The organism is Serpentinicella alkaliphila (assembly GCF_018141405.1).
Taxonomy (GTDB): Bacteria; Bacillota; Clostridia; order Peptostreptococcales; family Natronincolaceae; genus Serpentinicella; species Serpentinicella alkaliphila.
The window spans coordinates 1,983,651-2,002,426 of sequence record NZ_CP058648.1; the positions used below are offsets into that span (position 1 = coordinate 1,983,651).

Sequence of the window (18,776 nt, forward strand, 5' to 3'; positions counted from 1 at the left end):
ACAAACATTTGGAAGGAGAAGGATAAATGCCAATAAAAATTCCTGATAATTTACCAGCAACGGAAGTTCTAAATAACGAGAATATCTTTGTAATGACTGAAAATCGAGCATTTCATCAGGATATAAGACCACTTAAAATTGTAATTATGAATCTTATGCCGACAAAGGTTGTAACAGAGACGCAACTACTAAGACTACTAGGAAATACTCCATTACAGGTAGATATAGTATTTATCCACCCAAGAAATCATGAATCTAAAAATACACCTAAGGAACATCTTTTAGAGTTTTATCATACCTTTGATGAAATAAAAAATCAAAAATTTGATGGAATGATTATTACTGGTGCACCTATTGAGCAATTAGATTTTGAGCAAGTAACATACTGGGATGAGCTCAAAGAGATTATGGAATGGAGCAAGAAAAATGTATTCTCTAGACTATATATTTGCTGGGGAGCTCAGGCAGGTTTATACTACAATTACGGTATTCCAAAATATACTCTACCAGAAAAAATGTTTGGAGTATTTCCTCATAGTATTAAGAAGAAAAATGTTAAATTATTAAGAGGATTCGATGATATGTTCTATGTTCCTCACTCTAGACATACGACAGTGAAAAGAGAGGATGTTGAAAACCATCCTGACTTAGAAATTCTGTGTGAATCAAAGGAAGCTGGAGTGTATATGGTAATATCAAAAGACCAACGTAATATTTTTGTGACTGGTCATCCTGAGTATGATCCCTTAACACTTAAAGCCGAATACGATAGGGATTTAGATAAGGGCTTGGATATTTCTATGCCGAAAAACTATTTTGAACAAGATGATCCAACAAAAGTGCCTCTTGTTAGATGGAGAGGCCACGCTAATATATTCTATTCTAACTGGTTAAACTACTACGTTTATCAGGAAACTCCATATAACTTAAATGACTTATAGAATTTATGTATATAATTTCTAAATCTGTATATAATAGTCTTGACATAAAAAACTGAAATAGTATGTCAAGACTATTTTAGTTAATATTCCGGAAAATTATTGTAAATTTAGTTAAATTAGTGTATTATTATGTTAAGACAATGGAAGGAGGTTTTTCCAATGATATTAAGAAATTGTGCTGGTGGAGTTGTTTTTTACGCAAATCAGGTGTTTCTTTTGAAAAATGAGAAAAATGAATGGGTTTTACCTAAAGGAAAAATTCGTAATGAAGAGCTTTCCAGTGATACTGCGTTAAATCGCACTAAATTAGAGTGTGGAATTAATGCTGAAATAATATCAACTGCTGGTGGCACTTGTTACGAATTTTTTTCACTTTCAAGAAGACAGCCGGTGTGCAATTCAATAACGTGGTATATAATGAAATCAACCTCAAAGGAATTTCAGGTTAACAAAGAGATGGGCTTTAAAGATGGAGGATTTTTCTCTATTGATGATGCTTTAGAATTAATTACCTATAGTCAGGATAAATCCTTAGTGAAATTGTCGTATAAGAAGTATAAGCAGTACATGAAAGAAAAAGTTGCAGTGTAATACTATAATAAAATATGGAAGAAGCAGCCAAGCTGCTTCTTTCTTCTGTTATAATATAAAATAAAAGTGCTGTAAAAGAAGGTGTACTTATGATATATGAATATAAAACATTACATAACTATGGAGAAAATGAAATTATTATTGAAAAATCTAAATTTATCTCTTACTCTATGCCAATAAATACAGAGGAAGAGGCTATACAATTTGTTGAGAAAATAAAAGCTAAACATAAGGATGCAACACATAATGTGCCTGCATACGTTGTGGGGTTAAATAACGAGATACAGAGATATAGTGATGATGGAGAACCTTCAGGCACTGCTGGAATACCAGTGCTAGAAGTAATAAAGAAAGAGGATTTACGAAATGTAGCCATTGTAGTAACCAGATATTTTGGTGGTGTAAAGCTAGGTACTGGTGGATTAGTTAGGGCTTATACTACTGGCGCTAAAATAGGGATTGAGGCTGGAAAAATAATTGTTAAAAAGTATTATCAAACTATAAAAATAAAAATTGACTATAATCTTTTGGGTAAAATACAAAATGACATTATACAAAGTGGGTATTTAATTAAGGAAATACTTTATACAGAAACTGTAGATATATTTATTTATATACCATATAAAGAAAAAGATATATTTAAAGCTAAAGCAATAGAATGGACTAATGCTAGATGTAATATAATTGATTGTGAAGAAGAATATTTATCTGAACTTGATGGCAAAATAATTCCTTAAAGAGATAAAAATAAATGATAAGAGGTGATTATGTATGGATTTAAAGAAAACTATGCTAGATAAAAAGGTTTGGGCTGTAATTGGTGCCACACCTGATACTTCAAAGTTCGGATATAAGATTTATAAAAGACTTAAAAATCATGGGTATACTGTATATGGAGTAAATCCAAATTATACTGAGGTAGAAGGGGAAAAAATCTATAGGAGTATAGCTGAATTACCTGAAAAACCAGAGTGTATAGATATGGTTGTAAGTCCTAGAATATCTGAAAAATTCTTAGATGAAATTAAGGAAAATGGAATTGAGTACGTTTGGTTTCAGCCAGGAACTTTTGATACTGCAGTAATAGAAAAAGCAGAATCACTTAATCTAAAAATAGTTTATAAAAACTATGCTTGTGTATTAGTAGAATTAGGATAAGGAAACCCTTATCCTATTTTTTTTTGCTTAGTTTTTTTCTTCCGAATATTTCGTAAAAACCAATAAGTAAAATAAAAATTCCAAACATTTTTTGTAGAGTTTCCGAAGGGATATTTGCTGCAATTTTTGAGCCTAAATAGGCTCCAAATAGGCCGAAAACAATTATTGGGACGCTTAGCTTTAATAATACATTTTTGTTCTTTATATGTATGAATAAAGCAATTAACGATAAGGGGATAAAGGATAAAAGATTAATACTTTGAATAGTCTGCTGCTTAAGTGCAGTAAAAAAAATTAGACCAGGAATTAAAATTATTCCCCCACCTATTCCCATACCCCCGATAATGCCTGCAAAGAGGCCAAGAAAAAAAAGTACCATTTATACCAACATCCTTATAGCTGCTAAGATTATAAAAACACCAAATATTTTTCTTAAGGCAGTATCAGAAAAGCGAGTTAAGGCTTTAGATCCTATATAGCTTCCTATAATGCCTCCAATAGCTACTTGAAAAGTAGTACCTATATCAACAAAACCCTTAATATAATATACATAACTGCTAATAATAGCAAAAGGGAGTATTATTGAAATAGCAGTAGCTTGAGCCTTGTGCTGTTCTACATTAAAGAAACAGGTAAGGGCAGGAACAACAATCATACCACCACCTGCACCAAAAATACCATTTATTAGGCCAGCACTGAAACCTATGATTAATATTTTAATCCAATAATGTATATTTTTCATAATTACTATCTCCAGTGGATATTAATAGGACTTTAATTAATTTAACCATTTATGTGTTTCTTATTCACAAGTGTACTTGTTGACGGATTGTCTATTTGGAGTTATAATACACACATCAAAATATTCAGAAAATTTTAGAAGGAGGTTTTAAAATGGGAAGTGAAATTAAGCTTAAAATTGAAAAAGTAGTAGAATGGTTAAGGGAGCAAGTGAAAAACTCAAATACTGAGGGGCTAGTAGTAGGTATTTCAGGTGGAATTGATTCCGCGGTTGTTGCTAACCTAATAAAAAAGGCTTTTCCTAATAATTCATTAGGAGTAATATTGCCAATTAAAAGCGCTGCAAAAGATATAGAGGATGCAAAAGCTTTAATTAATGCATGTGGAATTCAGCATATACAAATAGATTTAAGCGATGAACACACTAGAATTTTTGATAAAGCAATGAAAGAATTAAAGAATACTGAATTATATAAAGAAAAAAATGTAAAATTAACAGACGCTAACTTAAGAGCTAGACTAAGAATGAGTTCACTATATACAGTAGCAAATAATTTAAATTATATGGTTGTAGGTACAGATAACGCAGCAGAGGTATTAACAGGCTACTTTACTAAGTATGGTGATGGCGGGGTTGATTTGCTTCCAATTTCTTCATTGAAAAAGAGTGAAGTATATGAATGGGCTAGAGAATTAGGTGTACCACAACAAATTTTAGATAGAGCGCCATCAGCGGGACTTTGGGAGGGTCAAACTGATGAAACTGAAATGGGCACTACGTATAAATATATAGATGATTATTTATCAGGAATTGAAATACCAGATAAAGATAAAGAAATAATTGAGAGAATGCATAGACAATCAGAACATAAGAGACAAATGCCGCCGTCTCCAAATTTATAGAATTGATTAGGGCTATTAAATATGCTAAAATCTATATGCTAATAAATTAAATTTCGTTGAATAGAATATACATAATTGTTGAGGAGATGTGAGCATGGGAAGAATAGGTAACATTATTGATAGAAAGGCTAAGCAAGATTCTAAAAGAGCTAAAATTTATACTAAGCTTGCAAGATTAATTACAGTAGCAGCTAAAGAAGGCGGAATTGATCCTGAGTATAACGCAAATTTAAAAAATGCCATTGATAAAGCAAAAGCACAAAATATGCCAAACGATAATATTGCTAGAGCGGTTAAAAAGGCTGCTGGTGATTTATCAGGAAACAGTTTTGAAAATATAACTTATGAAGGTTATGGTCCAAATGGTGTAGCTGTAATTGTAGAGGTTTTAACTGATAATAGAAATAGAACAGCTGGAGATGTTAGACACGCATTTGATAAAAATGGTGGAAACTTAGGAACATCAGGCTGTGTTTCTTTTATGTTTGATAAAAAGGGTCAAATAATTGTTGAAAAGAAAGATAGTATAGATGAAGAAACATTAATGATGCAAGCATTAGATGCAGGGGCTGAGGACTTTGTTTCTGAGGAAGATGCATATGAAATAATTACATCACAAGAAGATTTTATTGCAGTAAAAGATGCTTTAGCTAACGGAGGCTATGAATTTGTAAACGCAGATATTTTATTTATACCTCAAACTCAAGCTGAACTACATGGGGAAGATATAAAGAAGATGAATAAGCTAATTGATATGCTTGAGGATAATGATGATATTCAAGCTGTGCACCACAACTGGAATCAAGTTGAATAGTGTTTCAGGCTATTAGACTGTTACATAAAAATCTTAATAAACTATAATTAGAACACCTTTTATTTGAATGTTTATCGAAAAATATTCAATAAATAGGTGTTTTTTGTAATCATATTTGGTTTTTATATTGCTCACTATACTTTTCACCTCAATTTAGGCGAAGATTGTCTGTTAGTATGAATAATTTGAATGTTGATAGCTATAGAAAATGTGTAGAGATTGTATATAAAGCAACTAGTTAGTCGAGAGGGTAACTTTAGTATTTCCATAAAAATATTTAATTGTTAAAAAGTAAAAATGAAATAGGAGTGCAACTAAGGATTATAAGACTATATTCAAAGAATTAATAAACGCATGTATTTATAACAAATAAATTGTGAGAAAATTTAACAAAATTATGATAAAATTTAGGACATCAACTAAAGAGAAAAGAGGTAGACTATGTTTAAATTTATCCAGAAAAGTAGTGAAAAAAATATAATAATTATGAAAAAGAATCAGAGGATTAAAGAGTTATTGGATCAAATGACACAAATTATAGTATAAATTAATCAAATAGTAAGTTCTACAAATGAGTCTACAGGAGAGATGGAATTGACTGCTAGAAGTCAGTCTTTGGCTATAGCAGAATTAGTCACATCAATAAAGGAGTTTTCAAAAGGCACTGAAGAAATTACAAGCAGCATTATGAAACTTTCAAATATAATAGCTAGCATTTCACAAAAAAGTGAAGATGTTGGTAGTAAAACAAATCATATGGTAAACATATCACAGCAAGGAAAAAAATCTATGAAAAAAACGGATGATAATGTTGGTACTGTAATGGAATCAATATCTCAATTATCAGACACAATGATAGAAGTAGGTAATTCTACTTCAGAGATTAGAAGTATAATACAGGTAATAGAAAGTATTGCAAATAAAACAAATTTACTTGCTTTAAACGCGTCTATTGAAGCGGCAAGAGCAGGGGAACATGGAAAAGGTTTTGCAGTAGTGGCACAAGAAATAAGAAACTTAGCTGAAGATGTTACAAATTCAACTCAAAATATCGAAAGGTTAATATTTAATGTAGAAACTATAACACAAAAAGCAATAGATGATACGAAATCCAATAAACAAAGCATGGGTAATGTTGAAGTTTCAGTTAAAGAAACAGATAAAGTATTCGAAGAGTTGATAGCATCAATAAATCAGGCTCAAGAGCAAATCAATTTAATTGTAAATGAAATAAAATCTGCTAACGAATTTACACATGATATTGCTAGTATTACAGAAGAATAATTAGCAGGAACACAAGAAATATTGGCGTCTTCTGAAAGTATTGATGAAATGTCATTAAAAACCTTGGATAATAGTAAGGCAGTTTCAAATAATGCTGTTCGCTTGTTTAGACAATCTAACGAAGCAGCAAAACATATAGTAAGTCAAATGAGAAACATAGCTAGTTCCAGCGGAGAATAGGGCTATATTTCCTATAAACATAATACTGAAGGCGTTTTTGAATATGTAACTGAATCTGTAAAAGATGTACTAGGTTATACTGTTGAAGAATTCATGGCAAATTTCGAAAACTTCCTTACTGATAATCCTATAAATAAGCAAGGAATAGAACATACTGAATTTTCAATAAAGGGAATCCAACAACCGAAATATAAACTAGAGCTACTTAAGAAAGATAATTCAAAATGCATGGCTGAAATAACAGAGTTCCCTATTTTTAATAAAAATGCAGAAGTGATAGCTATAGAAGGAACTAGTACAAGTAAATAATAATGCAGTTTAATTAAAAGGGTCAATAAAACGGATTTTTATCTTAAGCAAAACTCATATTTATTTAGATAGTTATTATCTAATTTAGAAAGTGTTCTACTTATGTTTTTGATAGAGTTTAAAATTCTAGGCCCAATAAAAAACTTCCCGCTTATGGTGGTTTTATTTGCAATAGGGTACCTAGGACATAAGAGCAAAGTCACGTTTTATTATCATTTCAAGAATAAACTAGAAATATATATGTATTTGATAAAAAAAGAAAGAATATCATTTAGATGCAGTACCTAAAATATATAACATATATAAAATTCGGTTAAGTTAAGAATACGAATTGACCACCTTCTTATATGAATGTTTATGGATGATAAATATTCATTTAAGAGGGTGTTTTTTATTTAATAAAGTTTTAGTCTATACAGGAGATAGTATATAAAACTAGAAGTGTAAAAACGTTTTTTAACTTAACCAATAAACTTATTTTTGTAATGAATGATAAACGAAAGTTTAATTATATTCGATATTACATCTATTAATTTATGTCTATATACTTGATCAATTAAAAAAAAGCATTTTAAAAAAATTTATTTATTATAATTTTTTAGATTATTTTTGAATTGCTATGGGTATCCAACAAATAATTATAAAAAATAAAGGGAGGAGTTAATATTATGGAGTTTCAAGGAAAGGTAGTTTTAATTACAGGTGCGTCTGGTGGTATTGGCAAAGCTACTACAAAGCTTTTTGCTCAGGAAGGTGCTAAACTGGTTTTGACAGGGACAAGTAAAGAAAAGTTGGAAACGGTCGCAAAAGAATTAAATTTAGAACCAGATAATTATATGATAATTTCAACTAATGTAGCAAAGGAAGTAGAGATAGCAAAGCTTGTAGAAGAAACTGTAAATAGATTTGGTACTATAGATGTTTTCTTTAATAATGCAGGTATTGAGGGGAAATTTCAAATGATTAGTGATACCACTGCTGACAACTTAGATGAAGTATTAGATGTTAACTTAAAAGGTGTATATTATGGACTAAAGTATGTTATGCCTATCATGATGAAGCAAAAAAGTGGTAGTATTATAAATACCGCTTCTGTAGCTGGCTTTATTGGCTCACCAGGTATGGCTCCTTACGTAGCTTCTAAACATGCAGTTTTGGGAATTACGAAGACTGCAGCACTAGAGTGTGCAGAAAGAGGTGTACGTGTTAATGCAATATGTCCAGCACCAGTTAATACAAGAATGATGCGTTCTATTGAAGCCACAATAAATCCTGATAATCCAGAAGATGCTAAAAAACTATTTGCGCAAATGGTTCCAATGAATAGATACGCTGAGCCTGAAGAAATTGCACAGGTGGTGCTATTTCTAGCCTCTGACAAATCTTCATACATAACAGGAGCTTCTTACCGTATAGATGGTGGAATGTCAGGGAAATAGTTTTTTAATCGTTCTAGCTAAAGCTTAATTTTTAGGTGGGGTACTAATCTGAATAACTAAGGAAAAAAGCGGATAACTTTTATTTGATTGAAAGTAATTTATAAAAAGTGTGATAAATTTTAAGTGACAATATATTGCTTACACGAAATTAAACATGATTGAAAAATTATTATGAATAAGCATTTCTATAAAAAAGTAGCTCATAAGCTACTTTTTTATCGGAAGTGATAGCTACCTGATTTTTAACTAAATTTTCTAAAAATTTTGTAGTTCTAAATAAGTGAGTATAATGAATAATATATTTAAGTCCGGATATATAGTAAATTAAGGAATTTAGACTTAGATAAGTGCTTAAACTAGGTTATAGTTTAGTCTGCGATCAAAAATTTATTAAGATAATACCTAAAACCTTGATGAATGGGCAGGAATAATGAATAAAATACTTGAATAGATTAAGATGTAAATAATGAGATTTATAGTAGCGAGTAAATTTATTGGGGGAAAAGTATGTATAGAATAAAATTTGTTTTAACTATTATTGTGGTACTTGTGGTTATATTTATAGCTGCTTCAACCATAGCAAGTGTTATATTTAAACGCAATGTAGGACAGGAAGTTCAAATACTTTTTAGTAAGGTAGAAAACAAAGGTGAAATTGTTACTGAGGATGATATAGAAGGCTTGCCCGGAAATGTTCAAAGGTGGCTTAAATATAGCGGGGTTATTGGAAGGGAAAAAATAGTGTCAGTTCGTTTGAAACAAAGGGCATCTATGAGATTGGGAGAAGATAATTCATGGATGCCAGTCGAAGCAGAACAATATTTTACCTCAGAAGAGCCTGGATTCATTTGGAGGGCAAATATTAAAGTCGCTCCACTAATTAACATTGCAGGAAGAGACAAATATCATGCTGGTGAAGGTAACATGCTTATTAAACCCCTTTCATTACTCACCGTTGCTGATGCAAAGGGAAAAGAAATCGATCAAGCAACTTTGTTAAGGTATCTCGCCGAGACCATGTGGTTTCCATCTGCAGTTTTAGAGGAATATATAACATGGGAAGAAATAGATGAAGATCATTCTAAGGCAACTATGACTTATGGAGATATAACTGCATCAGGAATATTCACATTTAATGAAGAGGGCGAGGCTATTAAATTCGAAGCTGAACGATATGGGGAATTTAATGGAGTGTTTAGTCTAGAGACATGGTCGATTCCAGTGAGTAATTATAAAGAGTTTGAAGGAATAAGGATTCCGACAAAAGGGGAAGTTACTTGGAAATTAGCTGATGGAGACTTTAATTGGTTCAATTTTGAGGTTGTTGAAATCGAATATAATAGAGCTATACCGTATTAGTGAATAAATTCATTAGGCCATAATAAGTCACCTGATTTGTATGGTCTTTTTAATTCATCATATACTTTACGCTATTTAAACCTTTAAATTTTATATCTATATAGGAAAGGAATTCTTATATTTATGTAGAATTAATTAATGGTAAAGACTTAGTATTAATTGTGTTTGAAGGAGAGTATTATACTAGTTCTAAAGAGTAAAGTGCGCAATATATTTAAAAAAGTGAATAAAGGTTATCCATAAATACAAAATATTGAAACTTTGAGGGGGATTTATATGAATTTATCCAATAGAAACAAAGAGGAGATTTTAGATTCGTTTATGGAGCTTGAAAAATGCAAGGTATGTAAGGATAGGTGGAATTACAGATATAAAGGAAAAATATTAGTTTTGCAGCTCAGTAGGACTACTGGTAATGGATACATTAATGGAATATATTTGGAAGGAACAGAAAAGCATAAGGGCTGGATTAAGATTAAGGATATGGAAGAAAATGAGTTTAAGCTTGTATTAAAAAATGCAATAGACTCCTTTAATAATCTTCTACATTAGCAAATGAAATTTAGTGATTTAAATGATAGACACCCTCCTGGTCTAGTACTAGAAGGGTGTTTCTTTGTTCTTAAGTATAGTTCGATTTTTATAGTTTATATAAAAGGTTCAGTATGTTAGTATATAATTAATATTTAATATGGCGTTGAAATAGAGAGGATAATTTTAGTGAAAGTATATAATAAATTAGTTAGGGATAAGATACCTGATATAATTAAAGAGAGTGGTAAACATTTTAATATTAGTATATTAAATGATGATGATTATATTAAATCTATCAATTTGAAGCTGCAAGAGGAATTGGATGAATACTACAATAGTGATAGTGTTGAGGAGCTTGCGGATCTAGTAGAAGTTGTTTATGCTATACTAGAACATAAAGGTATCAGTATTGAGGAATTTGAAAAAATTCGAAATGGTAAGAAGCATGAAAGAGGCGGTTTCAGTAAGAAAATATTACTTATTAATGTAGATGATAGGGATGAATGAAACTAATGAATAAAATTACTAGGGTTAATAGAAAAAATATATTGTTTTCAGGTATTATTATTCTGTTCTCAACTTTTTTATTAGTTATAGCTTCGGTTTTGATTATTAATAGCTATGTTAAGCTATCCACAGAAAGTAAGATATATACATTAGAAGAAGCTATAGCTTTAGATGTAGATTGTATACTAGTACTTGGGGCTGGGGTTTGGGAAGGCGGTAGGCCAAGCTATATGCTGGAGGATAGGCTCCTAATGGGGATAGAACTATATAAAAGTGGGGCTTCGGAAAGACTACTAATGAGTGGAGATAATGGTAGAATAGATTATGATGAGGTTAATGTGATGAAGCAATTTGCTATTAATCATGGTATAGACTCAGAACATATTTTTATGGATCATGCAGGTTTTTCTACTTATGAAAGTATGTATCGTGCTAGAGATATATTTGAAGCGAAACGAATAATAATTGTTACTCAGGAATATCATTTATATCGTGCTATATACATTGCAGAAAAATTGGGGTTAGAGGCCTATGGTGTTGCATCTAATAGAAGGTCCTATATGGGACAGGAAGTTAGAGATTTTAGAGAAATTTTAGCAAGAACTAAGGATTTCTTAAAAGTAGTTATCAAACCTAAACCAACTTATTTAGGTGAATCTATTCCAGTCTCAGGTAATGGAAATTTGACAAACGACAAATAAAAAAATACTAATTTAAGAATTATTTTTTAAAATAGATAGAATTGATAAATATTGGGATATATAATATATAAGATTTATATTTCATAAAAACTAAAAAGAGAGAGGTTGGGGGATTATGGATTTATTTGCTAGAGACATCATGACAAAAAAGGTTATAACTGTTACAAAGGATAACAGTGTTTATGAGGCTATTGAAAAGCTATTAACCTATAAAATAAATTGTTTGCCAGTTGTAGATGAGGAAGGGCATCTAATTGGAATGGTAACAGAAACTGATTTAGTTTATGTGGATAGAAAGTTAAATCCATCCAATCATTATGCATATTCAGAACTTAATGTACCCGTAAATAAAAGAATATTGGAGAGAGACATAAGTCATATGAAGGATATTAAAATTGGGGATGTAATGTCTAAAACGCTTACAACTCTTCGAGAGGATTCAACACTAGAAAGTGCCATTGATATAATGATAAATAAAAAAATCAAAACAATTCCAGTACTTAATAATTCAAAGGTATGTGGAATTATTACTAGGAGAGATATTTTAAAATTCTATATAAAAAACGGATTAGAGCTAGCAAATACAAAATGCTAAAACATAAGTTTTCATCTGTTTTGGTAATATATAAACTAGAGTTTCCTTAAGGAGGTTATATTTTGAAAGTTGTTGTAGAGAGTTTCACTATGGACCATACAAAGGTTACTGCACCATTTGTAAGAAAGTGTGGCCATATAACTACACCTAAAGGTGATGTAATAACGAAATTTGATTTGAGGTTCACACAGCCGAATGCTGAAAGCATGCCAACTGGCGTTATACACGCTATTGAACATCTATTAGCTGGGTATTTAAGAGAAGAGTTAGAGGATGTTGTTGATATTTCTCCAATGGGTTGTAGAACTGGATTTTATTTAATAAAGCTAGGAGAGTCAACGGAAGAAGAAATTGCTAAAGCTTTAATAAATTCCTTACAAAAAGTAATTGATTGTAGCGATGTTCCTGCCGCCAATCCAATACAATGTGGTAATTATAGAGATATGTCATTGTTTGGGGCAAAAGAATATGCAAAGGATATAGTTGAAAAATTAATTAAAGTATACAAATAATAATTAACGCATATCATGTAGTGAAAACTACATGATATTTTTTTGACAAAAATTATATAATTATGCAGGAATTAAAAATTAAATATAGAATTATATAGTGTGAAGTAACAAGTCCAAAACAAGGCGGTGCATATATGAAAAAAAACAAGAGTTATTTTGTAGCATTATTCATAGCTTTGACTTTATTTAGTAGCACTACAATTGTATATGGCAAAAATGGTACAAACATTGCTAAAGAAGGACTAGTTAGGCAAGAACCAAACTTCGAAAGTGAAATAAAGAAGGTTATTACATTAGGTGAACAACTATTTATTACTGAAGTAAAAGATAATTGGTATAAAATAGATTTTATAGATGATTTACAAAATTCAACTGGATGGATCTATAGAGATTCAGTTGTTAGTGATTATAACAAAGAAATTGTAAAGATTGGGAAAATCACGACAAATGTCTTAAATGTAAGAAGTGGCCCTTCAACAGATACTAATACAATTTCTAGTCTTAGTATAGGTGAAGAAGTAACTATTATTGGAATAAATGATATTTGGTATCAAGTGTTTTTAAAGAATGGCGTAAAGGGTTGGATTCATGGGGATTTTGTAGAAATCAGTGAGACTAACAGCTATCCATCAGGTAAAGTGGTTTCTAAGGCAGAGGTTAAAACTAGTCTAGATGCACAAAGTAAAACTCTTGTAAGTGCTGAAGAAGGTACTAAGGTATATATAAAGGACTATAATGGGGGCTGGTTTAATATACTTTTTAATGATGTAGAAGGATGGGTTGATGCCAGTTCTGTTGAAATAGAAGGAATTACAATAAATTCTGTTAATCGTTCAGGTAAACGTAGTCTAGATTTGAGTAATATAGGTACTGTAGCATCTAAATACATTGGTACACCCTATAGATATGGTAGTACAGGGCCTAATTCCTTTGATTGCTCAGGTTTTGTAACATATATTTTTAACCAATACTACAGTGATTATCTTAAAGAAAAGCAAGTAAGACTCCCGAGAAGCTCTAGGGACATGGCTACTATAGGTATGTTTGTTTCTAAATCAGATTTAGGGACAGGTGACTTAGTTTTCTTTAATAATGGTAGTTCTAGAACAATAAGTCATGTGGGCATATATATTGGTGATGGAAAGTTTATTCATTCTGCCACTAGTGGTAGGCGAGGAATAGTAATTTCATCTTTAAATGAAGCAGTGTATACGAGAACATATGCAAAGGCAGTAAGAATATAGAGAAGCTTGAGAAAATCGGGCTTCTTTTTTGTTTTCATTTAGTGGAATAATTTGACCTTATTCTATTATATATATAATAGGATAGGCATGTTTAATGATTAATAATTCTATTAAATGGGGTGTTAAAATGAGAAGAAGAAAGTTTAGACAGAGAACACAGCATAGTGGTTTAAGGAAGGGAATAATTTTCGGAATTATTTTTTGTATATTGCTTCCAGTAGGAGCCATATATATTGGCCTTAAGATTACTGAGAATTGGATAGTTCCCGTATTTGACTCAAGTGAATTATTAGGTGATAATACGCAGGAAATTTTATTGCCTGGGCAAGAAGAAAAGCAGGAAGAGAAAGAGGTAGAAAGCAACCTAACTGAGGTTGGAGAAATCAAGCCGTTGGCTGTTTACGCTATACAGATAGCAAGTATTGCTGACCGAAGCAATATTGACAAGTTGATTGGTGAGCTAAATAATAAGGGCCTACCACATTTGATTTATAGTGTTGATAACAAATTTAAAATATTTACACATGGGTCTACAAAGCGAGCTGACGTAGAGGGTAAAATAGATGAAGTTAAGGGACATTATCCTGATGCATTTATTAGTGAAATGTTTCTTCCGAAAAAGGTTGTTAAATATGATGAAAAAGATAGTATAGTTGCAGAGATTATAGGGGATATCAATAATATTATAGAATTAATAGATAAACAATCTGAAGAATGGTATAATTATGGTGGATCGAGCACATACGTAGAGCTTCTTAATAAGCACGAGGAATTACTAGATAATTTAAATATTAAAATTACTGACGATAAATTTTCGGGAAGATATTTTAATAAAAGTGCTTTTGAAAAAGCAGTAATATATCAGAAGAATAATATTAATTCATCTAAAGAGCTTTTAGAAAGTAAGGAAAATAATCATAGGATACATAGTCTATATCTTGATAGCTTGTTTAGAGTTGTTGAATTTACTAAATAAAGGATAGCAGGGGGATTGTTATGAACTTAAGAGAAATTAAGGACCTACTTGATGCTGAGATAATATGTGGATCTGAGTTTTTAGATAGGGAGGTTAATTCTGCATTTGCTTGTGATTTAATGAGCGATGTACTGGCTTTTGTAAAAGATAAGGCGATTTTACTTACAGGTCTTGTAAATACACACACAGTTAGAACAGCAGAAATGATGGATATAGGAGCAATTGTTTTTGTTCGTGGCAAATACCCCGATGATGATGCTATCACCCTTGCTAAGGATAATGAGATAGTTATAATGTCCACCAAAAATATTTTATATACAAGTTGTGGAATTTTATATAATAATGGACTAAAAGGTTCAAATATTACACAAAGATAAACTATAGGAAGGAAGTGACTGTAATAAAGCTTGTATATGAAGTAGAAAAACAAGATTTTGTAAAAGCAGGACAAGCCTCTAGTGATATAAAGAAAAAATTAAAACAACTTGGAGTACCGTCGGAAACAACTAGGAAAGTGGCTATTTCAACATATGAGGCAGAGATGAATATAGTAATCCACTCACAGGGAGGATATATTGAAGTTAATATAGAGGAGCAAGCAATAAGTATTAAAGCAAAGGATCGAGGACCAGGTATAAAAAATATAGAATTAGCTATGCAGGAGGGTTATACAACAGCAACTGATAAAGTAAGAGAATTAGGTTTTGGTGCTGGGATGGGTCTGCCAAATATAAAAAGCTGTTCTGATGAATTTAAAATTAAGTCAGTGCTAGGAAAATATACGGAGTTAGATGTTCAAATATATTTCTAATTCACTTGGAAGAAGGGTTATGCTATGTATAAAATCGAAAAGCTCATTGAAAATTTGCAACTAGAAATCGTGAGTAAAAACATTGATATAACTGATATGAATATGTCTGGCGTATATATCGGTGATTTATTAAGTTGGGTAATGGGAAATATAAAACCTGGAGATGCGTGGATAACTATTCAAACTCATGTTAATATTGTAGCAGTTGCTGCTTTAGGGGATGCGTCTTGCATAATTATTCCAGAGAATGCTGAGATTGATGAAAGTACAATACAAAAATCCGAAGAGCAAGATATCCCTATTTTCAGAAGTAACCTAACGGCCTATGAATTAGCATGTAAAATTAGTAGGCTTGTTGATAAAAAATGAAGCTAGCCGTTGATTTACACATACATAGTGGACTATCTCCTTGTGCTGAATTTACAATGACTCCAAACAATATTATTAATATGGCAAAACTTAAGGGACTAGATGCTATTGCTATTACTGACCATAATTCATTAAAGAATATAGAAGTATTTCTAAAGGTAGCTAATAAAAATGATATTATTTGTATACCTGGTGTGGAAATAACAACTAAAGAGGAAGTGCATGTGCTCGGATACTTTGAAACTATAGAATCCGTTAGAGAATTTCAAAGGATAATAGACATGCATCTACCGCGAGATAAAAATAATAAAGAGATGTTTGGAAATCAGCTAATTTATGATGAAAACGATAATATCATAGGGGAAGAGCAAATGCTATTATCTAGATCTATAGGGTTATCATTAGAAGAAATAATAGATGAAATTAGAAAATTAAATGGCATACCTATCCCGGCTCATATTAATAGAAATAGATTTAGTATAATATCAAATTTAGGATTTATTAATCCTGAACTTAAAATTAATGCAATTGAAATATGTGGTTATGGTGATTTGAAATCAGTTGAAAAACTTTGCCCGAACTTTGAAAGTTATAATAAAATATATAGTTCGGATGCTCATAGTCTTGGACAAATTTTAGAAAGAGAATTTTTTGTTGAAGTGGAAAGACAATCAATAAAGTGCATAATTAATGCATTGGAAAAGTCAAATAAATGATAAGGAAGAGTACAATGAAGGAACTGTCTCTGCATATATTAGATATAATTCAAAATTCGATTACTGCTAAATCCTCTTTTATTAAAATAAAAATAATTGAGGATTTAGTTAATGATACCTACTGTATTGAAATTGAGGACGATGGAATTGGGATGGATGAAGAACTTCTAAAAAAAGTGTTAGATCCATTCGTAACTACTCGAACAACAAGAAAGGTAGGCCTAGGCCTACCTTTATTTCAAGCCAGTGCAATACAATGTGATGGTAGCTTTGAAATTAGGTCAAAGCTAGGAACTGGTACTTTTGTGAGAGCGATGTTTAGGCACTCACATATAGACAGACCACCCCTAGGAAATATGGCTGATACAATAATTACGTGTATTATGGCAAATAGCAGTATAGATTATTTTTACGAACATTATTTCAAAAATAATAAATTTATTTTTAATACTAGGGAAGTTAAGGAAAAGATTGAAGAATTGCCAATTACAGACTTATCGGTTATTAATTGGTTAAAGGAATATATTAAAGAAAGTTTATGTGTACTTGTTAAAACTTAAATAATGTATTATTATATTATTATGTGTATATCGATACATTGCAGAATGCTACAAAATTAACAAAGCCTTTTTCTACCTAACACATAGAAAAAGTGATGGTATATATTTACCTTTGTACTAATAAAAGGAAGTATTAGTATTATCGGTAAAAAAAGGCTAAATTATTCAACAAAATCTATAGAATTAGGGGTGAAACAAATAATGGAATTTTTAACTTTTAAACTCGGTATTCATCCGCCAGAGCGTAAAGAAGCAACAGAGCATCTGAAGGTTGTAAAAGCCGTGGAGCCAAAAACTGTTATAATACCATTGCAGCAACACATCGGTGCACCCTGTGAGCCTTTAGTTAAAGCAGGCGACACAGTAAAGGTAGGGCAAAGAATTGGTGAGCCGCAAGGTTTTGTTTCTTCACCTGTTCACTCAAGTGTTAGTGGACAAGTAAAAGAAATAGCAGTTAAACCATCAATTACTGGTGGAGAAGTTGTTTGTGTGGTGATTGAATCTGATGGATTAAATGAAGTTCATGAGAGCATTCAACCAAAAGGAAGCTTAGAGTCTCTAAGTTCAAAAGAAATAATTGACATTATTAAGGATGCAGGTATCGTTGGTATGGGTGGAGCTACATTCCCAACTCATGTTAAACTTTCACCACCTCCTGAGAAAAAAATTGAATTAATCATTTTAAATGGTGCAGAGTGTGAGCCTTATTTAACATCTGACCATAGATTAATGCTTGAACAACCTCAAGATATCGTATTTGGTCTTAAAGCAATGATGAAAGCCTGTAATGTTGAAAACGCAGTAATTGGTATTGAAAATAACAAAATGGATGCAATCCAAGTGATGCTTGATGCTGTTAAAGATGAACCAGGCATTAAGGTTGCAGCATTAGAAACTAAATACCCTCAAGGAGCTGAAAAACAACTTATTTATTCAGTTACTAAAAAAGAAGTTCCTTCAGGTGGACTACCAATGGATGTAGGAGTAATTGTTAACAACGTTGCTACAGCTGCTGCAGTTGCTAATACAATCAAAACTGGTATGCCTTTAATAGAAAGAATAACTACAGTTGCAGGTAAAGGGATTACAAATCCACAAAACTTACTTGTAAAAGTAGGAGTATCAGTAAAAGAAGTTATTGAGCAATGTGGAGGATATGCGGTTGAGCCTAAAAAACTAATTATGGGTGGACCGATGATGGGACTAGCTCAATATACAGATGAAATATCTATTACAAAAGGATCTTCGGGTGTAATTGTATTCGATGAAGCTGAAGCAAGAATGCCTGAACCATCTAATTGTATCAGATGTGGTAGATGTGTTTCGATTTGTCCTGCGTTTTTAAGACCAGTTCAAATTGCTGAATACTCAAAACACAACATGATGGAGCATGCAGAAAAATATCGAGCACTAGATTGTATTGAATGTGGATCTTGCTCATATATTTGTCCTTCTAAACTTCCTTTGCTTCATTCAATAAGAGTAGCTAAAAATGCAATCGTAGCTAAAAAACGAAAGCAAAAAAATTAGTG

The 18,776-nt window shown here is 31.4% G+C and carries 26 protein-coding genes; 24 read left to right on the forward strand and 2 right to left on the reverse strand.

The window, feature by feature from the left end; translation table 11 throughout:
* Positions 1-26 precede the first annotated feature (26 nt).
* The 4 genes from metA (at position 27) to HZR23_RS09975 (ending at position 2,690) form a co-directional block, all read left to right on the forward strand.
* On the forward strand, positions 27-941 hold the full coding sequence (gene metA, locus HZR23_RS09960; protein ID WP_132849135.1) for a homoserine O-acetyltransferase MetA: 915 nt from the start codon (positions 27-29) through the stop codon (positions 939-941).
* Between the two features lie 159 nt (positions 942-1,100).
* Positions 1,101-1,532: an NUDIX hydrolase gene (locus HZR23_RS09965; protein WP_132849136.1), complete on the forward strand. Its 432-nt coding sequence runs from the start codon at positions 1,101-1,103 to the stop codon at positions 1,530-1,532.
* An 89-nt stretch (positions 1,533-1,621) separates the two neighbouring features.
* The gene (locus HZR23_RS09970; protein ID WP_132849137.1) at positions 1,622-2,269 is read left to right on the forward strand and encodes a YigZ family protein; all 648 of its coding nucleotides are present in this window, start codon (positions 1,622-1,624) and stop codon (positions 2,267-2,269) included.
* Positions 2,270-2,303: 34 nt separating this feature from the next.
* Positions 2,304-2,690: a CoA-binding protein gene (locus HZR23_RS09975; protein ID WP_132849138.1), complete on the forward strand. Its 387-nt coding sequence runs from the start codon at positions 2,304-2,306 to the stop codon at positions 2,688-2,690.
* Between the two features lie 13 nt (positions 2,691-2,703).
* Here the strand turns inward: HZR23_RS09975 and HZR23_RS09980 are convergent, their stop codons facing one another.
* Together HZR23_RS09980 and HZR23_RS09985 are read right to left on the reverse strand one after the other, a co-directional pair.
* Positions 2,704-3,069 (reverse strand): sulfite exporter TauE/SafE family protein, encoded by a 366-nt coding sequence (locus HZR23_RS09980; RefSeq protein WP_132849139.1) that lies wholly within the window; start codon positions 3,067-3,069, stop codon positions 2,704-2,706.
* Entirely contained in the window at positions 3,070-3,432 is a 363-nt protein-coding gene (locus HZR23_RS09985; protein ID WP_132849140.1) for a sulfite exporter TauE/SafE family protein, read from the reverse strand. It lies immediately after the preceding gene.
* A 152-nt stretch (positions 3,433-3,584) separates the two neighbouring features.
* Here HZR23_RS09985 and nadE point away from each other — a divergent pair, with 152 nt between their 5' ends.
* The 20 genes from nadE to rsxC all read left to right on the forward strand — a co-directional run bounded on the left by nadE (position 3,585) and on the right by rsxC (position 18,774).
* Complete coding sequence (nadE, locus tag HZR23_RS09990) at positions 3,585-4,334, forward strand: NAD(+) synthase (RefSeq protein WP_132849141.1); 750 nt, start codon at positions 3,585-3,587, stop codon at positions 4,332-4,334.
* 94 nt (positions 4,335-4,428) lie between these two features.
* The gene (locus tag HZR23_RS09995) at positions 4,429-5,148 is read left to right on the forward strand and encodes a YebC/PmpR family DNA-binding transcriptional regulator (RefSeq protein ID WP_132849142.1); all 720 of its coding nucleotides are present in this window, start codon (positions 4,429-4,431) and stop codon (positions 5,146-5,148) included.
* Between the two features lie 594 nt (positions 5,149-5,742).
* Positions 5,743-6,432, forward strand: coding sequence for a methyl-accepting chemotaxis protein (locus tag HZR23_RS10000; protein ID WP_165913729.1), 690 nt, complete (start codon positions 5,743-5,745; stop codon positions 6,430-6,432).
* Positions 6,433-6,453: 21 nt separating this feature from the next.
* Positions 6,454-6,612: a hypothetical protein gene (locus HZR23_RS10005; protein WP_165913730.1), complete on the forward strand. Its 159-nt coding sequence runs from the start codon at positions 6,454-6,456 to the stop codon at positions 6,610-6,612.
* A gap of 6 nt (positions 6,613-6,618) precedes the next feature.
* Entirely contained in the window at positions 6,619-6,921 is a 303-nt protein-coding gene (locus tag HZR23_RS10010) for a PAS domain-containing protein (RefSeq protein WP_330571473.1), read from the forward strand.
* Between the two features lie 668 nt (positions 6,922-7,589).
* A complete protein-coding gene (locus tag HZR23_RS10015; RefSeq protein ID WP_132849145.1) occupies positions 7,590-8,360 on the forward strand; it encodes an SDR family NAD(P)-dependent oxidoreductase in 771 nt (256 codons plus the stop codon).
* Positions 8,361-8,867: 507 nt separating this feature from the next.
* The gene (locus HZR23_RS10020) at positions 8,868-9,719 is read left to right on the forward strand and encodes a DUF6544 family protein (protein WP_132849146.1); all 852 of its coding nucleotides are present in this window, start codon (positions 8,868-8,870) and stop codon (positions 9,717-9,719) included.
* A 276-nt stretch (positions 9,720-9,995) separates the two neighbouring features.
* The gene (locus tag HZR23_RS10025; RefSeq protein WP_132849147.1) at positions 9,996-10,271 is read left to right on the forward strand and encodes a hypothetical protein; all 276 of its coding nucleotides are present in this window, start codon (positions 9,996-9,998) and stop codon (positions 10,269-10,271) included.
* Between the two features lie 168 nt (positions 10,272-10,439).
* The gene (locus HZR23_RS10030; RefSeq protein WP_132849148.1) at positions 10,440-10,760 is read left to right on the forward strand and encodes a nucleoside triphosphate pyrophosphohydrolase; all 321 of its coding nucleotides are present in this window, start codon (positions 10,440-10,442) and stop codon (positions 10,758-10,760) included.
* Positions 10,761-10,765: 5 nt separating this feature from the next.
* A complete protein-coding gene (locus HZR23_RS10035; protein WP_132849149.1) occupies positions 10,766-11,461 on the forward strand; it encodes a SanA/YdcF family protein in 696 nt (231 codons plus the stop codon).
* 115 nt (positions 11,462-11,576) lie between these two features.
* Entirely contained in the window at positions 11,577-12,056 is a 480-nt protein-coding gene (locus tag HZR23_RS10040; RefSeq protein ID WP_132849150.1) for a CBS domain-containing protein, read from the forward strand.
* A 62-nt stretch (positions 12,057-12,118) separates the two neighbouring features.
* Complete coding sequence (locus HZR23_RS10045; RefSeq protein WP_165913731.1) at positions 12,119-12,568, forward strand: S-ribosylhomocysteine lyase; 450 nt, start codon at positions 12,119-12,121, stop codon at positions 12,566-12,568.
* 134 nt (positions 12,569-12,702) lie between these two features.
* The gene (locus tag HZR23_RS10050; protein WP_132849152.1) at positions 12,703-13,812 is read left to right on the forward strand and encodes a C40 family peptidase; all 1,110 of its coding nucleotides are present in this window, start codon (positions 12,703-12,705) and stop codon (positions 13,810-13,812) included.
* A gap of 127 nt (positions 13,813-13,939) precedes the next feature.
* Positions 13,940-14,788, forward strand: a complete 849-nt coding sequence (locus HZR23_RS10055) for an SPOR domain-containing protein (protein WP_132849153.1) — start codon at positions 13,940-13,942, stop codon at positions 14,786-14,788.
* A gap of 20 nt (positions 14,789-14,808) precedes the next feature.
* Positions 14,809-15,165: a DRTGG domain-containing protein gene (locus HZR23_RS10060; RefSeq protein ID WP_132849154.1), complete on the forward strand. Its 357-nt coding sequence runs from the start codon at positions 14,809-14,811 to the stop codon at positions 15,163-15,165.
* Positions 15,166-15,179: 14 nt separating this feature from the next.
* Positions 15,180-15,599 carry an ATP-binding protein gene (locus HZR23_RS10065; RefSeq protein ID WP_132849155.1) on the forward strand — a complete coding sequence of 140 codons (420 nt, stop codon included), beginning with the start codon at positions 15,180-15,182 and terminating at the stop codon, positions 15,597-15,599.
* Positions 15,600-15,623: 24 nt separating this feature from the next.
* Positions 15,624-15,968 (forward strand): DRTGG domain-containing protein, encoded by a 345-nt coding sequence (locus tag HZR23_RS10070; protein ID WP_132849156.1) that lies wholly within the window; start codon positions 15,624-15,626, stop codon positions 15,966-15,968.
* Positions 15,965-16,684 (forward strand): PHP domain-containing protein, encoded by a 720-nt coding sequence (locus HZR23_RS10075; RefSeq protein ID WP_132849157.1) that lies wholly within the window; start codon positions 15,965-15,967, stop codon positions 16,682-16,684. The genes HZR23_RS10070 and HZR23_RS10075 overlap by 4 nt, the downstream gene beginning before the upstream one ends.
* A gap of 14 nt (positions 16,685-16,698) precedes the next feature.
* Positions 16,699-17,244, forward strand: a complete 546-nt coding sequence (locus tag HZR23_RS10080) for an ATP-binding protein (RefSeq protein ID WP_132849158.1) — start codon at positions 16,699-16,701, stop codon at positions 17,242-17,244.
* A gap of 201 nt (positions 17,245-17,445) precedes the next feature.
* On the forward strand, positions 17,446-18,774 hold the full coding sequence (gene rsxC, locus HZR23_RS10085; protein WP_132849159.1) for an electron transport complex subunit RsxC: 1,329 nt from the start codon (positions 17,446-17,448) through the stop codon (positions 18,772-18,774).
* Positions 18,775-18,776: the final 2 nt, after the last annotated feature.

What these genes read in the sequence shown, in the direction of transcription:
- metA (WP_132849135.1), top strand. Translation starts at nt 27, where the DNA reads ATGCCAATAAAAATTCCTGATAATTTACCAGCAACGGAAGTTCTAAAT.
- HZR23_RS09965 (WP_132849136.1), top strand. Translation starts at nt 1,101, where the DNA reads ATGATATTAAGAAATTGTGCTGGTGGAGTTGTTTTTTACGCAAATCAG.
- HZR23_RS09970 (WP_132849137.1), top strand. Translation starts at nt 1,622, where the DNA reads ATGATATATGAATATAAAACATTACATAACTATGGAGAAAATGAAATT.
- HZR23_RS09975 (WP_132849138.1), top strand. Translation starts at nt 2,304, where the DNA reads ATGGATTTAAAGAAAACTATGCTAGATAAAAAGGTTTGGGCTGTAATT.
- HZR23_RS09980 (WP_132849139.1), bottom strand. Translation starts at nt 3,069, where the DNA reads ATGGTACTTTTTTTTCTTGGCCTCTTTGCAGGCATTATCGGGGGTATG.
- HZR23_RS09985 (WP_132849140.1), bottom strand. Translation starts at nt 3,432, where the DNA reads ATGAAAAATATACATTATTGGATTAAAATATTAATCATAGGTTTCAGT.
- nadE (WP_132849141.1), top strand. Translation starts at nt 3,585, where the DNA reads ATGGGAAGTGAAATTAAGCTTAAAATTGAAAAAGTAGTAGAATGGTTA.
- HZR23_RS09995 (WP_132849142.1), top strand. Translation starts at nt 4,429, where the DNA reads ATGGGAAGAATAGGTAACATTATTGATAGAAAGGCTAAGCAAGATTCT.
- HZR23_RS10015 (WP_132849145.1), top strand. Translation starts at nt 7,590, where the DNA reads ATGGAGTTTCAAGGAAAGGTAGTTTTAATTACAGGTGCGTCTGGTGGT.
- HZR23_RS10020 (WP_132849146.1), top strand. Translation starts at nt 8,868, where the DNA reads ATGTATAGAATAAAATTTGTTTTAACTATTATTGTGGTACTTGTGGTT.
- HZR23_RS10025 (WP_132849147.1), top strand. Translation starts at nt 9,996, where the DNA reads ATGAATTTATCCAATAGAAACAAAGAGGAGATTTTAGATTCGTTTATG.
- HZR23_RS10035 (WP_132849149.1), top strand. Translation starts at nt 10,766, where the DNA reads ATGAATAAAATTACTAGGGTTAATAGAAAAAATATATTGTTTTCAGGT.
- HZR23_RS10040 (WP_132849150.1), top strand. Translation starts at nt 11,577, where the DNA reads ATGGATTTATTTGCTAGAGACATCATGACAAAAAAGGTTATAACTGTT.
- HZR23_RS10050 (WP_132849152.1), top strand. Translation starts at nt 12,703, where the DNA reads ATGAAAAAAAACAAGAGTTATTTTGTAGCATTATTCATAGCTTTGACT.
- HZR23_RS10055 (WP_132849153.1), top strand. Translation starts at nt 13,940, where the DNA reads ATGAGAAGAAGAAAGTTTAGACAGAGAACACAGCATAGTGGTTTAAGG.
- HZR23_RS10060 (WP_132849154.1), top strand. Translation starts at nt 14,809, where the DNA reads ATGAACTTAAGAGAAATTAAGGACCTACTTGATGCTGAGATAATATGT.
- HZR23_RS10070 (WP_132849156.1), top strand. Translation starts at nt 15,624, where the DNA reads ATGTATAAAATCGAAAAGCTCATTGAAAATTTGCAACTAGAAATCGTG.
- HZR23_RS10075 (WP_132849157.1), top strand. Translation starts at nt 15,965, where the DNA reads ATGAAGCTAGCCGTTGATTTACACATACATAGTGGACTATCTCCTTGT.
- HZR23_RS10080 (WP_132849158.1), top strand. Translation starts at nt 16,699, where the DNA reads ATGAAGGAACTGTCTCTGCATATATTAGATATAATTCAAAATTCGATT.
- rsxC (WP_132849159.1), top strand. Translation starts at nt 17,446, where the DNA reads ATGGAATTTTTAACTTTTAAACTCGGTATTCATCCGCCAGAGCGTAAA.